13 protein-coding genes are annotated in these 14,864 nt (G+C 63.5%); 8 read left to right on the top strand and 5 right to left on the bottom strand.

All coding sequences use genetic code 11. The features are described from left to right. The first annotated feature begins 43 nt into the window (after positions 1 to 43). Genes AC1L34_RS15460 through AC1L34_RS15445 form a run of 4 tightly spaced genes read left to right on the top strand, consistent with a single transcriptional unit; the run spans position 44 to position 4,694 of the window. Positions 44 to 1,816 carry an SDR family oxidoreductase gene (locus tag AC1L34_RS15460; RefSeq protein ID WP_480034882.1) on the top strand — a complete coding sequence of 591 codons (1,773 nt, stop codon included), beginning with the start codon at positions 44 to 46 and terminating at the stop codon, positions 1,814 to 1,816. 18 nt (positions 1,817 to 1,834) lie between these two features. Beyond that, positions 1,835 to 2,746 (top strand): metal-dependent hydrolase, encoded by a 912-nt coding sequence (locus tag AC1L34_RS15455; RefSeq protein WP_424293274.1) that lies wholly within the window; start codon positions 1,835 to 1,837, stop codon positions 2,744 to 2,746. After that, positions 2,746 to 3,882, top strand: coding sequence for a PDR/VanB family oxidoreductase (locus AC1L34_RS15450; RefSeq protein ID WP_424293282.1), 1,137 nt, complete (start codon positions 2,746 to 2,748; stop codon positions 3,880 to 3,882). Before AC1L34_RS15455 ends, AC1L34_RS15450 begins: the two co-directional genes overlap by 1 nt. Before the next feature lie 35 nt (positions 3,883 to 3,917). Continuing rightward, a complete protein-coding gene (locus tag AC1L34_RS15445) occupies positions 3,918 to 4,694 on the top strand; it encodes a MerR family transcriptional regulator (protein WP_424293275.1) in 777 nt (258 codons plus the stop codon). On the opposite strand, the gene AC1L34_RS15440 is transcribed toward AC1L34_RS15445, so the two are convergent. The 4 genes from AC1L34_RS15440 to AC1L34_RS15425 all read right to left on the bottom strand — a co-directional run bounded on the left by AC1L34_RS15440 (position 4,671) and on the right by AC1L34_RS15425 (position 7,205). Further along, positions 4,671 to 5,816, bottom strand: a complete 1,146-nt coding sequence (locus AC1L34_RS15440) for a hypothetical protein (RefSeq protein ID WP_424293276.1) — start codon at positions 5,814 to 5,816, stop codon at positions 4,671 to 4,673. The two genes, AC1L34_RS15445 and AC1L34_RS15440, sit on opposite strands and share 24 nt — an antisense overlap. A gap of 75 nt (positions 5,817 to 5,891) precedes the next feature. Continuing rightward, positions 5,892 to 6,458 carry a dCTP deaminase gene (gene dcd / locus AC1L34_RS15435; RefSeq protein WP_424293277.1) on the bottom strand — a complete coding sequence of 189 codons (567 nt, stop codon included), beginning with the start codon at positions 6,456 to 6,458 and terminating at the stop codon, positions 5,892 to 5,894. A 34-nt stretch (positions 6,459 to 6,492) separates the two neighbouring features. After that, positions 6,493 to 7,032, bottom strand: a complete 540-nt coding sequence (locus tag AC1L34_RS15430; protein ID WP_424323656.1) for a potassium channel family protein — start codon at positions 7,030 to 7,032, stop codon at positions 6,493 to 6,495. A gap of 8 nt (positions 7,033 to 7,040) precedes the next feature. After that, positions 7,041 to 7,205, bottom strand: coding sequence for a hypothetical protein (locus tag AC1L34_RS15425; RefSeq protein WP_424325498.1), 165 nt, complete (start codon positions 7,203 to 7,205; stop codon positions 7,041 to 7,043). Positions 7,206 to 7,350: 145 nt separating this feature from the next. On the opposite strand from AC1L34_RS15425, the gene AC1L34_RS15420 reads away from it, so the two are divergent. Continuing rightward, positions 7,351 to 9,411: an FAD-dependent oxidoreductase gene (locus tag AC1L34_RS15420; RefSeq protein ID WP_480035338.1), complete on the top strand. Its 2,061-nt coding sequence runs from the start codon at positions 7,351 to 7,353 to the stop codon at positions 9,409 to 9,411. 12 nt (positions 9,412 to 9,423) lie between these two features. Here AC1L34_RS15420 and AC1L34_RS15415 read toward each other — a convergent pair whose 3' ends face one another. Continuing rightward, positions 9,424 to 10,932, bottom strand: coding sequence for an HNH endonuclease signature motif containing protein (locus AC1L34_RS15415; protein ID WP_424323657.1), 1,509 nt, complete (start codon positions 10,930 to 10,932; stop codon positions 9,424 to 9,426). 262 nt (positions 10,933 to 11,194) lie between these two features. On the opposite strand from AC1L34_RS15415, the gene AC1L34_RS15410 reads away from it, so the two are divergent. The 3 genes from AC1L34_RS15410 (at position 11,195) to AC1L34_RS15400 (ending at position 14,864) form a co-directional block, all read left to right on the top strand. Beyond that, complete coding sequence (locus tag AC1L34_RS15410; protein ID WP_424295358.1) at positions 11,195 to 12,142, top strand: acyl-CoA thioesterase; 948 nt, start codon at positions 11,195 to 11,197, stop codon at positions 12,140 to 12,142. Between the two features lie 78 nt (positions 12,143 to 12,220). Further along, complete coding sequence (locus tag AC1L34_RS15405; protein WP_424295342.1) at positions 12,221 to 13,930, top strand: DUF3556 domain-containing protein; 1,710 nt, start codon at positions 12,221 to 12,223, stop codon at positions 13,928 to 13,930. Positions 13,931 to 13,985: 55 nt separating this feature from the next. Next, a complete protein-coding gene (locus AC1L34_RS15400; RefSeq protein ID WP_424295343.1) occupies positions 13,986 to 14,864 on the top strand; it encodes a CE1 family esterase in 879 nt (292 codons plus the stop codon).

Genomic DNA, 14,864 nt, shown 5'->3' with positions numbered 1-14,864 from the left:
GGTGGTAACGTCTAACGAAATCCATGATTGAGGGAGACACGGCATGGCCGACTGGCACAGCTTTAACGTCACCGGAGACGGTTTCGACCTGGCAGCATTCTCATACGGCAGCGCTGGCAAAGACACCGCCGACAAGCCCGTGGTCCTACTCATTCACGGATGGCCCGACACCCACCACCTCTGGGACAACGTGGCACCGCAGCTCGCCGAAAAGTACCGCGTCTACGCCTACGACACACGCGGATTCGGCGAAAGCGACCGGCCGACCGCCGTCGCCGACTACCGGCTCGACACCCTCGCGCAAGACATGCTGGCCGTGGCCCGCGCCGTCAATCCCGATGGCAAGACGCACATCGTCGCGCACGATTGGGGTTCTGTGCAGGCCTGGGAAACGGTGACGACCCCGGGCGCCGAGGATCTGATCGCGTCGTTCACCTCGGTGTCTGGCCCCAACCTCGACTTCCTCGGCAAGTGGGCGCACGACAAGGTCTCGAACCCCACGCCGCGCAATATTCGTCAGGCGCTCTCGCAGGTTGCCTCGTCCGCCTACACCGGATTCTTCCAGGTGCCCGGTGCCTCGGACCTGTTCTTCCGCACCTTCGGCTCCGACAAGGTCTGGACCGAGTTCTTGCATTTCGTCGAAGGCACGCCCCGAGAGAACGCCACGTTTGCGCCGACTCTGCGCGAGGACATGATTAGCGGCCTCAAGCTGTACCGCGCCAACATTCGCGGCAAGTTGGCGAAGCCGAACCCGCGCACGACCGCTATCCCGGTTTTGGAGATCGTCAACGACCGCGACGTCGCCCTGCGCCCCGCCATCTACGACGGCACGTCCGACTACGCGGGCAAGCTCTGGCGCAAGCGCAGCACCACCGGGCACTGGTTGCCGTACACCAATCCCGACTACTTGGCGGCGTCTGCCAGCGAGTTCATTGACCTCGTGGAGCGTGGCGCTTCTGCGGCGCCGAACACGATCGTCCGCGCTCATGTGGTCGGCAAGGCACCGGAACTGATCGGCAAGCTCGCCGTCGTTACCGGCGCAGGCAGCGGCATCGGCCGCGAAACCGCGTTCGCGCTCGCCGACCTCGGTGCCGAGTTGGTGCTCGCCGACATCGACGTTGACTCCGCAGAAGAAACAGCGACGCAGTGCAAGGCCAAGGGTGTCTTGACCACCGTCTACCGACTCGACGTCTCCGATTCGGCAGCCGTCACCGTGTTCGCCGACACCGTTCGCGAAGCCCACGGTGTCGCCGACATCGTGATCAACAATGCTGGCATCGCCCTCGCCGGTTCGGCATTGGCCGCCAGCGACGAGCAGGTGGATCGTCTCCTCGCGATCAACCTTCGCGGCGTCATCAGCGGCAGTCGTGCCTTCGGCAAGCAGATGGTGGAACGCGGCACGGGCGGGCATATCGTGAACCTCGCCTCGGCTGCCGCGTTCACTCCGTCGCGCGACCTCGGCCTGTACGCCGCCAGCAAGGCCGGTGTTTTGATGTTCTCCGAGTCGCTGCGTGCTGAGCTGGCCGAGCACCGCATTGGGGTGTCGGCAATTTGCCCGGGCATCGTGCACACCAACATCACGTCGAAAACTGAGTTTGCCGGGGCCGACGACGAAGATGCCCTCCGCAAGAAGGTCGACGGCTTCTACGAGAAGCGCAACTTCACTCCCGACCGTGTCGCCAGCCAGATTGTTGCGTCCATCCGCAGCAACAAGGCCGTTGTACCGGTGACGCCGGAGGCCGAGGTTGGCTACCGCATTTACCGATTCTTCCCGTGGGCTTCGCGTATCGGTGCCCGCCAGCAAGTCGCCAAGTAAGCACCCCTGGAGGCCCAGATGACTACCGCACCAACGCATTCCGATACCGCTACCGACCCCGGCAAGGTGGAGTTGCACGCCCGCAACGTGGTTTTTGACCTTTCGGGTGCACCGCTGCATTGGATTCCCAATCATCCGATGTCGTCGAACATGATCTCGGTGTTGAACCTGCTGCTCCCCGAGGGCGAGCGCTGGTTTGTCGAGACATTTAACGAAGCGCTGCCGATGATCAAGGACGACGCCCTCGCCGCCGACATTCGTGGTTTTGTGGGCCAGGAGGCCATGCACGCCGAGGTTCACGATCGTGCCGTGAAGGACTGGATGCTCGATCAGGGTGTCGATCCGACCGCGTACTTGCAACAGATGGAGTGGATTTTCCGCCGTGTGCTGGGACCACGCGAGAACCGGTCGGCCAAACAGAAGCAGAAGGACCTCATCGAGCGGTTGTGGCTCATCGCCGCCATCGAGCACTACACGGCACTGCTCGGCGATTTTGCACTGAACTGTTCGTGGGCTGAGAAGGGCGGCCATCCGGGGATGGTCGACATGTTCACCTGGCACGGTGCCGAGGAAGTTGAGCACCGGGCGGTGGCGCACGAGGCGGCAGCCTATTTCGCCGACAGCCCTCTGCGTCGCGCTCGATCGATGAGCTTGGCCCTGCCGTTCTTGGCGTGGCTGCTGCTCCGCGGTTTCCGGTTCATCAACAGCCAGGATCCGTCGGTGTCGCATTTGAGCCCGTTGGCGAAGTCGAAGCTGGCGGTAACGAGCTACTTCCGGGATTCGCGCCAGGGCGTGTTCCCAAAAATCTCGGGTCTCGCGGTCGCGACGCTCAGCTATTTCAAGCCGGGTTTCACGCCGACCGACATCGGCGATACTGCGCAGGCTGTGGCCTTCCTCGCCACGTCACCGGGAGCTCGACGGGCGGCGTGATCGTGGTTCCAAACGAAGAGCGGGCACCGCGCCAGATCGACTTGTCGGCGGAGCCCCCACATTTGTACGGCAGGTTCCGGCGGGACCCGCTGATGCGGCTCATCACGGGTATCGGCAAGGTGTGGTTCCCCCTGTGGGCACCGATGTCGCCGCTGCGGGATCGGGCTGCCATCGATCACATTCAGACGCTCGACATTGTTGACCGTGAAGTGGTGGCGGTCGACGACAACGTGATCGCGTTGACCTTTGCCGCACCCGACCGGTCGATTCTTCCGCAGTGGCATCCGGGTGCCCATCTGGATTTGTTGTTGCCGTCGGGCAAGATGCGCGAGTATTCGCTGTGTGGCGATCCGGGCGACCGCACCACCTACCGGATTGCGGTGCGCCGCATCCCGGACGGCGGCGGCGGTTCCATCGAGGTACACGACAGCCTGCGGGTGGGCGATTCGGTGCAGATCAAGGGTCCGCGGAATGCGTTCCCCTTGGTGTTGCCCGGTCACGGTTCGCCGACGACGAAGCTGCGGTTTGTGGCTGCGGGTATTGGTATCACCCCGATCATGCCGATGCTGGCGATGGCTGACCGGTATGGCTTGGACTGGTCGATGGTGTACGCGGGACGGTCGGCGGATTCGATTCCGTTCCTTGACGAACTTGCCCGCTACGGCAGCAAGGTGACCGTCCGGACCGACGACGTAGACGGGTTGCCATCGATGGCCGACCTTGTTGGGCCCGTTCCTGATTCAGATGCTGGTCTGTCGGTGTATTGCTGCGGTCCGGTGCCGATGCTGGAGGGGTTGCGGGTGTTCCTGGCCGAGCGGAGTGACATTGAACTGCACTTTGAGCGGTTCTCGCCGCCCCCAATTCTCGACGGTACCGAGTTCGATGTGGTCATCGGTTCGACGGGCCACACCGAGACGGTCGCAGCGGATGAGTCGGTCTTGACGGCGTTGCGCCGGGTAAATCCGGCTCAGCCGTACTCCTGCCAGCAGGGGTTCTGCGGGACCTGCCGGATGAAGACAATTTCGGGCGACGTCGACCACCGCGACGGCTTGCTGACGCAGTCAGAACGCGACGAAGGTTGGTTCCTCCCCTGCGTGTCCCGGTGCAACGACGACACGTTGAAGGTCGACATGTGAGTGGCAGCCGACGTCTGTTTGGGACAATGGTTGCCATGACCGAGTACCGAATCGACGATCTGGCTCGCGCGGCGGGCACTACGACGCGGAACGTGCGTGGTTATCAGGACCGGGGATTAATTCCTCGACCGCTGCGGCGGGGGCGGATCGCGATCTACGGCGACGAGCATTTGGCGAAATTGCGGGTGATCAACGACCTGCTGTCGCGGGGTTTCACGATGACCCACATCGGCGACTTCTTTAAGCGCGTCCAGACCGGCGACGACATTGCCGAGTCGCTGGGCTTGCGGGAGACAGTGTCGCAGCCGTGGTCGCAGACGCCGACGGAAGTGGTTTCGCCCGAAGCCTTGCACGTGAAGCTCAATACGAGCGATCCGTTGCTGCTGGCCCAGCTCCAAGATTTTGGGCTCATTGAGCCAGTCGGCGACGACGACCCGCCGAAGCAGTACCGCATCAACGACGTCGACACGATCGAGGCCTACCAGCGACTGATGCAGATCGGTATTCCGCTCACCTATATTTTGGGGATGCAGCGGCAGCTCGACGAGGACATGGATCGGGCAGCGAAAACGCTGATCAGCGCGGGCCGTCGCGCTATCACCGAGGGCCGCTTTGACGGGTGGATCCCGTCGCGCGGTGTCGAAGCTGATTGGGCGTCGAAGTTCCTCGGCGAGCTCCGCACCACCGGACGGGTCGCGGCCCACAACACCCTGTATCGGGCACTCGATCGCGAGTTGGCACGCCAGCTCGACGATTACCTCGCGGTCGCCCGAGAGCGACGCGAGCACCTATCCGACGACGATGGGCGGTAGTCCCGGGATCGGATTCGGGATGGTTCGCTTCGGGCGGTTTTGCGGCGGTCCCGGCGGCAGTGGCCCCGGTGCCGGTCGCGCTTGGGTCGACCGCGGCTGACTCGTCGACTTGGGCGGCGGTGGCGGCGTGGTGTACTTCAGCACGGGTACCCGGGCGGCCGACATGTCTGCCGGGTCGACGGAATTGTTGACCCGTTCGGGTTCCGGCGTTGACGGTCTACTGCCCGACGGTGTCGACGTCGTCGAACTGTGGGTGGCCCCGATTCCCGGGTTCGACTGTTCGTCGGCGTTCATGGCAATGGCGACTCCGCCTCCGCCGACGGCAAGGAGCACCACGCCACCGAGTGCCACCAACCGCCCGCGCATGCCGGCCTCACGTTCGGGTTCGGCGCCCGCGTAAGTCTCATTGCTGTCGGCGTAGACGTCGGGGACGGCATTGCCGAAGCGGTCGAGCCCGTAATCCGCGGGATCGACGAGCACCAAGTTCTGGTCACTGTGTTCCCAGGCACGAACCTCTTGGGGTGCCTGTACGGCTTCGAGGAGAGCGGTGGCCTCGTTGTCACCGCCGAAGGTCGCCGGGAACGGATCGCCGGGGGAGATGGGCGTGAAGCCACGTTCGGTGAGGGCCCGCGGAAGTCCTGGCCAATCGTCAAGCCCCGGCCCGAGGAGGATGGCGTCGACCGGGCTAAGTCCGGCGAGTTCCATGACCATGCCGTGCGCCCGATTGGTTTCGGGGACGGTCGCTTCGATCGCGTCGTCGATGGAAAAGCTGATCGGGGCCAAGGCGGCACCGCCCATCACGACGGTCGTATCGCGGTCGATCAACGACCGTCGTGCCCGGCGCGCCAGGGAAATCAGTTCGTCGAAGAGTTCATCGGTGGGGGCTGAAGCTTTTCCGGTGTCGCGCAGGTAGGTGGCGATTCGGGCGTCGAGGACTTCCGGGTGGATGCGGGTTTCGGTGGTGCTTTCGACCGCGGCAAAGGTTCCCGCCTCACCGCGTTCCATGCGGGCGGCCCACAGTCCGTCCGGGCTGAAGTCGAGGGCAATAACGGCGCCGGTGGGTAACGCAGGCAAGTCGAAGCCGGTCAACCACGATGGCTGCCGACTAAATGGACCCGTCATTTCGACCCCCTCCCCTAGTGGTCTTGTGTGCGGCCGATGCCTCTTATTTGAATTTGCTCTTGAGTGATTGGCCCGTCACTTCTGGAAGTTCAGGTATGCCTTCGATGGTGTCGGCCCCCGCTGACCCTGGTACTTCGATCCCACTGCCGCACTGCCGTACGGGTTCTCTGCCGGGCTGGTGAGGCGGAACAGGCAAAGCTGCCCGATCTTCATGCCGGGCCACAGCGTGATGGGCAGGTTCGCGACATTCGACAGTTCCAGCGTGATGTGGCCGGAGAATCCGGGGTCAATAAAACCGGCCGTCGAATGGGTGAGGAGGCCGAGGCGCCCCAGCGAGGACTTGCCTTCGAGCCGACCGGCGAGATCGTCGGGCAGCGAGCACACTTCGAGAGTAGAGCCGAGCACAAATTCGCCCGGGTGCAGCACAAATGGCTCGTCTGCGGCGGGTTCCACCAGGGTGGTCAGTTCGTCTTGCCGCTTGGCGGGATCGATGTGCGTGTACTTGGTGTTATTGAAAACCCGGAATAGCGAGTCGAGTCGAACGTCGACGCTGGACGGTTGCACCAAGGCCGGATCGTACGGATCGATGCCGAGCCTGCCGGATTCAATCTCGGCACGAATGTCGCGGTCTGATAGCAGCACGTGGCTAAGAGTAGTCGACTCGTGCTAGCGGACCTTAATTCTCGTTCCGGTACCGGTGCAGCTTTTCTACACTTGGGATGCGGTTTTGGATGACGACATTGACGAAGCGCAGCCCGAGTCCGACGAGGGCGAGAGTGCTCGCCATTTGAATCGAGACGGCGATCCGTGCGGGCTGCGAGACTGCGGCAATGTCGCCAAACCCGGTCGTGGTGAAAACGGTCAGGCAGAAGTACAGGGCGTCGACCCTGGTGAGCGGCTGCGTAAACGACGCGAGGTGATGGTCGCCGAGGAGAAAGTACGCGGACGAGAACGTGACAATGTAAAAGCACATCACCGCCGCAAGCATTTCGATCGCGGTCGCGACGGGCCGATCTGAGCGGAGGAAGTGTCGGACTTCCCACGCGCAGAATGCGGCCAGCAGGACTACACCCACAATGAGTCCAACGAACTGCCATTTGCTGTCGCCGCCGATCGGCAGCAAGAAGTAGCCGGCCAGCAAAATGATCGTCGCTCCGAGCGGTCTTAGCAGGGCATACCGCACGGAGACGCCGCGCTGGTCACTATGGTCGTCCATCTGTTCCGTCATAACGCCACGAAGAAGATGTAGATGATGGCCGCGACGAACACTCGAAAGTGGTACTGCCCCGGCAGAGATTGCAAGGTGCGGGTGATTGCCACCCCCTCCCTCAGGTGCGGGCGACCGCCCAGCGTTCCGAGGTAGATCGACGTGGGCGGTACGGAGTGCATGGCACCTCCATGATGGTCGAGCAATCGTTTTATCCCACTGCGTGGCACATACCAGGTATTTCTGCCGCAATAAAGATTAACGTCTTGAGACGTGGCCCGAACTAAAACTTACGATCACCTTCTCGCTCCCGGCCGGATCGGCCCGATGAAGCTCAGCAACCGCGTCATCTTGTCCGCGATGGACATGAACGTGTGCAACGACGGCGAGATAGAGACCGGCGACCTCGTGCACTATGGGGCGCGCGCCGCGGGCGGCACCGGGCTGGTGATTACCGGTGCGTCGGCCATTGCCTATCCGATCGGCGCTACCAGCAATAAGGAGCCGGGACTGTCGGACGACCGGTTCATCCCCGGTCTGAAGGCGTTGGCCGATACTGTGCACGCCGCGGGCAGCAAGCTGTGTGTGCAGAGCACGCATCACGGGAAAGTCGCCCGCATCGACACCCTGAACGACCGGCCCATGCTGGTGCCGTCGACGCCGGACTTCAAGTACGACATGAGTGCGCTCGCCGATAGCACCATGGATGAGCTGATGAAGATGGGGGCGGTGACCGGCGGAAAGCAGGGCAGCTTCCACGAGGCCACCAAGGAAGACTTGGTCTGGCTGGTCGAATCGTGGACTTCGGCAGCACGCCGCTGCCAGGAGGCTGGCGTCGACGCCATCGAAATCCACTGCGCGCATGGCTACGTCTTGGGCGGTTTCCTGGCGAGCGCCGACAACAAGCGCACCGACGAATACGGCGGCAGCTTGGAGAACCGGGCCCGGCTGGCGTGCGAGGTGATCGCCTCGGTGAAGGCTGCGGTTGGCGCCACCATGGCCGTGCTGGTTCGCGTCGCGGGCGCGGAATTCGGCCAGGAAGGTGGCCTCACCAACGAGGAAGCGTGCGAAGCTGCGGTCCTGTTCGAGAAGGCTGGGGCCGATGCCATCGACGTGACGGGCTGGGGCCGGAATCCCTTCTCCAACTTCACCGACGGGCCCCTGCCGAACAAGGTTGGCGCGTACGTCGACCTTGCGACGGAGGTCAAGAAGCGCGTCAGCATCCCGGTGATCGCTGTCGGACGTATGCTGCCCGACCTCGCCGAAGAAGCCATTGCGGAGGGCCGCATCGATTTCGCCGCAATGGGACGGCAACTACTTGCCGATCCGGAGTTGGTCAACAAACTGAAGGCTGGCACGCCGGAACAGGTGCGCCCGTGCATCAACTGCTACGTGTGCGTGCAGGAAAATTTCTGGGACGACACCCCGATCTGCGCGGTCAACCCGGCTCTCGGTCACGAAGACCTGTTGCCGTTGACCCCGACCGATACCCGCAAGCACGTGCTGATTGTTGGCGCGGGACCGTCGGGCTTGGAGACCGCTCGCCTGTTGACGCTGCGCGGGCATCGCGTGACAGTGGTCGATAAGTCGGACCGACTGGGCGGAACGCTGTGGTTCTCGACGCTCACCACTCCCGACAACGAACGTCTCCTGAATTGGCTGTCTAACGAGATGAAACGTCTCGACATCGACGTCCGGTTGAATACCGAGGCGACGCCGGAGGTGGTGCGACTGTTTGCCCCGGATCATGTGGTGGTGGCGACCGGCGCGGTGCGCCCGCGGCCGAGCATCCCGGGCGGCGACCTCCCGCACGTTCACACCGGCGACAGCCTGCGTAACCTTCTGCTCGGCAGCGCCGAGGCCGAAGACGGATCGGCATTCCTGCGGACCATCGGCAAGCTGGGCAAGCTCTCCGGCATCACTAAGAGCCCCAATGCGATTCGCAAACTGACGCACGCCTTCCTGCCGATGGGCAAGGACGTGGTGGTAATCGGCGGTTCGCTGGTGGGGTTGGAGTTGGCGGAGTGGCTGGCCGACCGCGGTCGTCGCGTCACGCTGCTTGAAGAAGGCAAGCCACTAGGGTTGCCAATGGCGATGCCGCGTCGATGGACCGCGGTCCGCACGGCAAAGGAACTGGGCGTCAAGATCCACCGGGAGGCGACCGTCTCGCGTATTACGCCTACCGAAGTTGTGTACTCGGTGAACGGCGAGGAGCAGTCCGCGCCCGCGTCGATGGTGATTTACGCGGCCGATACCGCAGCGGATGCCCCGTTGGCGCAGGCACTCGAGTCCTCCGGCGTGAGCGTCGAAGTGGTTGGTGACGCAGGCAAGGTCGACTACATCGAGGGCGCCATCCATTCGGCGTGGAAGTTCGCAACCGCGTACTAGCCGCGCCACCGATCAGAATGGCGGCGGCTCAGCGGAGTCGTACTGCGCCGTAGCAGCAGCCTTGGCGCAGGCCATCGCATAGCGACGCTGCGAGCGGATTTGCATCCGCTGCGCATGCTTGGCCTGCGTCCGGGTCCGCTTTCGTTCCGGCTCGGTGGCGGCATCGATAACCCCTGGCGCAACTGGCCGCCCATGCTTGCACGGTATGAGGCCAAGTTGCGGCAGGAGCCACTGGTTGCGGGCCCGCGAGCGCACGGTATGCCCGCTCGGGGTGGTGAGCTCGGTCCAGATCACCCCGTTGGCGTCGACGACCTGGTCGTCGATCCAGCCTTCGCCGTAGGTCTTGAGCAGGTGATGGAAGCGGCACTTCGGGTTCAGATTGCACTGGCAGGTGGCGCCTCCGGCGGCGGGGTCCTCGTGGTTGTACTCGCAAACGTGGTCGAGGTCGCAACCCCACGCCGGGCGCTTGCATCCGGGAAATACGCAGGTGCCGTGTACGCCGCGCATCGCGACGTCGGTCCCGGCTGTTGGACGGTAGTGATTACCGAGCTGAAACGGGCAGTCGGCAACGGCGTCAAGATCGAGCGGCCGGATTAGCGTGCCCGGGCGGGAAGCGATTTCGCGAGCGTGATGGGCATCGATGACGCCGAAACCGTCGAACCAGGCGGCCTTGCTGCTATCGCCGTTGAGGGTGGACTCGTGGGCGATGACGTGCACGACGATCTTGGCAAACTCTTCGGCGATCTCGCTGTCAGTGGCGCGTACTGCGCAGTTGTCGCTGCCGCAGTCGCAGCCGAACTTGTTGCCAGTGAGGGCTGCGAGCGCAGCATCGGCGCGACGAGCACCACAGCTACGACTGTCGTTTTTGCAGACGCGGGCGGCACGAGCGTCGATTGCCTTGGAGGCGAGGGCAATTTCCTCAACGCTTGCGGCGATGGTGAGCGTAGCGTCATCGACGTCGTTGCTGACGGTGACACCCTTGCTGTGTGCACGACGACGCTCACGGAGGGCGTCGGCGTCGAATTCAGCGACCATGCGGCGGGCGACGTTGCTGGCGTCGCCGTAGCTAACGCCACCAATCTCACGGAGTTCCTGTGCGATGGCTGCATCGACGGCAGCAATCGCGTCACCGTCGGTGACGCCAGTGGTCTGCAGAACAATCTCGCGGAAGCACGGCAGCGAGATGACCCCATCACGCAGCAAACGCGCGCTCTGCGGCAAACGATCGCGTGCTTCGACCGCCAGCGCGACGTGACGTTCCGCAGTGGAGCGGGCAACTCGCATGCCGACGGCCACTTCGCTGGCAATGTTTGCCTCGAGGTCGATCATGCGGCGGGCGCAGTCGCCAGCGTCGGCCCCGAGTGCGGCCATGCCAGCCGCGAGCATCTCGATGATGACGACCAGCCGACGCCACGCGAGGAAACTCTCGCCCGAGGCGAGAGCTTCAATCACTGCCGCACCTGCCGGGCCGGTGGCACCAACCTCGTCGAGGTTGACCTCGTTCCACCTGGTGTTCGTCATCTGAAACCTCCTCGAATCGAACTGTTGTTCTAATCATAGATAGCGTCAGTGTGTTATGCAACACATTTCTCGAACCTATTCTCGATTTTGTTTTCCGGTTCGCATCGCACGATCACCGCCACGTTTCCGGACGTAAACACCGTGTACCAGCTTGCTCACCTGCTGATATTGGTGTGCCGTAAGGACTTTGGTGCGTGCATGATCATTGCCATCAACGCCCACGTTTGAGGAGTTCGCCTTGTCCACGACCCCTGCCCGCGAAATGACACTTCGCTTCCTTGCCGCCCCCACCGATGCGACGACCCTCGGCGGTGATGTGCGCGGCGGGCGCCTGCTGTCGTGGATCGATAAGGCCGCGTACGCCTGCGCTGCGGCGTGGTCGGGCGGCTACACGGTGACTGCCTACTTCGGGAACATCACGTTCACGCGCGGTATCGAGCCGGGCGACATCGTCGAAGTGACTGCCACCCTGATTCACACGGGCACGTCAAGCATGCATATTCGGTGCACGGTCTCGTCGGCCGCGCCACACAGCGGCGTCTTCACCGTCGCGAGCGAATGCCTGGTCATCTTTGTCGCCGTCGGAGAGGACCGTCGTCCCCGGCCCGTGCGGCAATGGGTACCGGACACCGAGACCGACGTCGCCGCCGAGCGCTTTGCGACCGCCCGCATTCCAGTCCGGCGGAAAATCGAGGACGCGATGGCCTCCGTCACCTACTCCGACGCCGGTTCCGCGCCGCGGTCGGCGACCCGCTTCCTCGCCGCCCCGACCGACGTGAACTGGGGCGGCAACGCGCACGGCGGTCGGGTGATGGAATGGATGGACGAGTCCGCCTACCTCAACGCCGCGCGCTGGAGCGGCGGTCGGTGCGTATCCGCGTACGTGGGCGGCATTCGGTTCTACGCCCCGATACACATCGGTGACGTCGTCGAACTGGATGCGCGACTGATCCATACCGGCAAGCAGACGATGCACGTCTCGGTGCATGTTCGGGCAGGCGATCCTCGTTCCGGAGAGTTGAAGCACTGTGCGCACAGCTTGACGATCGTCGCGGCGGTCGACGCCGATGGCGATGCCACGACCGTCCGCCGGTGGACGCCCGTAACCGCCGAAGATATCGAGCTCGACAACCACGCCCGCGAGTTGATGGCGATTCGGGCATCTCTCCCATCCTGGTCGGATGCCGGACCGGTGCCAACATTGTTGTAAACACTTGTGGAAATGTGTCTACCGGCTTACGTTCAGCTGTGGCGGGGATCACTCGCTCACAGCTACGACGGAGGACGCATGGGATTCCTGCAACCGGTGGAACCGAAAGTCGACACCGATGAACTGGGCCGCAGCACCCGGCCCGTTCAGATGCGCCTGCTTTCCGAGAACTTCCTGTCTCAGGGCTTCGGGACACCCGACGTGATCTACGTCGGCTACCTCCTCAAGATCGCGCTGTTCATCCTCGGCGGCGCACTGTTCGCGATCACCACCCCCGGCGTCAGCGGCCTGTTCGACGTCGCCGACTGGTGGGCACTGCCAGTGGTCTGGGAAAAAGTCGTGCTGTGGTGCATCCTGTTCGAGGTCACCGGATTCGGCTGCGGCTTTGGTCCGCTGAATCTGCGGTTCCTGCCCCCGCTGGGGTCGTTCCTGTACTGGCTCCGCCCCGGAACCATCCGGCTGCCCCCGTTCTCGGGGAAGATTCCGCTGACCCGCGGCACCCACCGAAGCTTGGTCGACGTGGTGCTCTATGCCGCGCTGCTCGTTTCACTGGTCGTGGCGCTACTGTCGTCGACCGCCCCCGACAGTGAGCAATTGCCGTGGCAGCGAGTGGCTGCGGTACTGGTGATCTTGGTTTTGATCGGCCTGCGCGACCAGACAATCTTCCTGGCCGCCCGCGCCGAGGTGTACGGGGCAATCGCGTTGACCTTCCTGGTCCCGTTCCCCGATTCGATGTCGGTCGCGAAGCTGGTGCTGTTGTGCATCTGGTTGGGCGCGGCGGTTTCGAAGATCAACCAGCACTTCCCGTCGGTGGTGCAGGTGATGGAAACCAACAGTCCCATCTGGCGGGGTGCGCGACTCAAGCACATGTTCACGAAGTCGTACCCGGAGGACCTGCGTCCGTCGGCGTTGTCGAAACTGCTCGCACATGGCGGCACGGTGATCGAGTTCGCGGTTCCGATGGTGCTGTTCTTCTCAAACGGCGGCCCCGTCACCTATGTGGCGGCCACCGTGATGATCTTGTTCCACCTGCACATCATCGTGACGATCCCGATGGGGACCCCGCTCGAGTGGAACGTCTTCATGATTTTTGCGGTCCTGGTGTTGTTCGTAAACCACGCAGACCTGGGCGTCAGCAACCTCACGTATCCCGTTGCCCTGCTGATTCCGGCGATGAGTCTCGTGCTGATTGTTTTGGGAAATCTGTTCCCGCGGAAGATTTCGTTCCTGCCCGGCATGCGCTATTACGCGGGCAACTGGGACACCACGGTGTGGATGTTGTCGCCGAGCGGTGAAGAGAAGCTGACCAGCAACACGCTGCGCTCGGCGATGCTGCCGCACCGACAGTTGGAAAAGATTTATGGCGGCGAGGACGAAGCCCGCGTCACCCGGCTCACCGGTTTCGCGTTCCGCGCCATCCACACCCACGGTCGGGCTCAGGCTGCGCTGATCCCACGGCTCGTCGGCGACCAGCCCGACGTCGACTATGTGGAACTCGACGGTGAGACGGTCGCTGGCGTGGTGCTCGGCTGGAACTTCGGCGACGGCCACCTGCACTCGGAACAGCTCGTCAACGCGCTGCAAGAACGCTGCCACTTCGAGCCCGGCGAGCTGCGAGTGCTGGTCCTCGATGGGCAGCCGATCCAACGACAGACGCAGGACTACCGACTACTCGACGCCGCAACCGGCGAGTTTGAGCACGGCCACGTGCGGGTGTCGGACATGGTGAACCGCCAGCCGTGGGATGCGGACATGCCGGTGTATGTCGCGAACGACAATCAGGTGTAACTACTTTCCAGTATCGTGCCGATCGGCCCATCCGTGTGGATCGATCGGAGTACAGATGAATCGACGGATCGCAGTGTGCGCGACAATCGTCAGCCTGCTGGTGGCGTCGGTGGGATTCGTTTGTCCCGCCCACGCCGCACCGGCCAACAGCGCTGGCACCCGGCAGTACCAGGTCTATTCGCCTAAGGGGCTGCGCGCTGGCAGTCCGATGATTGTGTGGCTTCATGGCGCAAGCAAGGTGAAGGGTGGCGACCGACAGGAACTCTCACCGTCGAGCACGCTGTTGTCGGAGGCAAATCGGCGCGGGTATTCGGTGGTGGCACCGATGCAGTCGTTGAAGGTCGACCCGACCGGGACGTGGCAGTTATTCAATCCCGCCAATGTTGTTCGCGGCCAAGGCGAGACGTCGATTATCGCTGACATCATCAAGCGGTCAACTCGCGATCTGCGGGCCGACCCGAAGCGCGTCTACCTCACTGGCCACTCGGCTGGTGGGGGCATCGTCAGTGATGTCTCGGCCCTGTATCCGGAGCTGTTTGCGGCGATCTCGGTGAGCGCCGGATTCCCGTACCTCGCCGATCCGACCGGCACCGCACTCCGGGCTGCCCGACGCGGACGCCCGGTGCCGACGTACGTGATCCACGGCGACGCCGACAGCGTCGCGCCCTTCCTCCTGGGCCAGTCGTCGGCCAGCGCGGCCCGAATCGCCAACGGTTTACCGATCACCGCGCCAGCCCGCACGACGATCGTGCCCGCGTCGGCCACCGATCGGTACCGGACAGTGGTGCGGTCGTACGGGTCCGGGCAACGCGAGGTCCGATTTGCCGAAGTCAACGGCGCTGATCATCCATCGGGCCCGGGCGGACTCACTGTGAATGGGCCGAACCTGGATCGTCAGGTGATCGACTTCCTACTATCTAAGCGGCGGGGCTAG

It is taken from the genome of Gordonia sp. 34D (assembly GCF_056682775.1).
The sequence above is the reverse complement of the archived record's forward strand: the minus strand, read 5'-3'. Positions and strand labels throughout refer to the sequence as shown.

Bases quoted from the DNA above. Each gene is read 5' to 3' on its own strand.
- AC1L34_RS15455 (WP_424293274.1), top strand. From the start codon at position 1,835: ATGACTACCGCACCAACGCATTCCGATACCGCTACCGACCCCGGCAAG.
- AC1L34_RS15425 (WP_424325498.1), bottom strand. From the start codon at position 7,205: ATGCACTCCGTACCGCCCACGTCGATCTACCTCGGAACGCTGGGCGGT.
- AC1L34_RS15430 (WP_424323656.1), bottom strand. From the start codon at position 7,032: ATGGACGACCATAGTGACCAGCGCGGCGTCTCCGTGCGGTATGCCCTG.
- AC1L34_RS15405 (WP_424295342.1), top strand. From the start codon at position 12,221: ATGGGATTCCTGCAACCGGTGGAACCGAAAGTCGACACCGATGAACTG.
- AC1L34_RS15415 (WP_424323657.1), bottom strand. From the start codon at position 10,932: ATGACGAACACCAGGTGGAACGAGGTCAACCTCGACGAGGTTGGTGCC.
- AC1L34_RS15460 (WP_480034882.1), top strand. From the start codon at position 44: ATGGCCGACTGGCACAGCTTTAACGTCACCGGAGACGGTTTCGACCTG.
- AC1L34_RS15400 (WP_424295343.1), top strand. From the start codon at position 13,986: ATGAATCGACGGATCGCAGTGTGCGCGACAATCGTCAGCCTGCTGGTG.
- AC1L34_RS15445 (WP_424293275.1), top strand. From the start codon at position 3,918: ATGACCGAGTACCGAATCGACGATCTGGCTCGCGCGGCGGGCACTACG.
- AC1L34_RS15410 (WP_424295358.1), top strand. From the start codon at position 11,195: ATGACACTTCGCTTCCTTGCCGCCCCCACCGATGCGACGACCCTCGGC.
- AC1L34_RS15440 (WP_424293276.1), bottom strand. From the start codon at position 5,816: ATGACGGGTCCATTTAGTCGGCAGCCATCGTGGTTGACCGGCTTCGAC.
- AC1L34_RS15420 (WP_480035338.1), top strand. From the start codon at position 7,351: ATGAAGCTCAGCAACCGCGTCATCTTGTCCGCGATGGACATGAACGTG.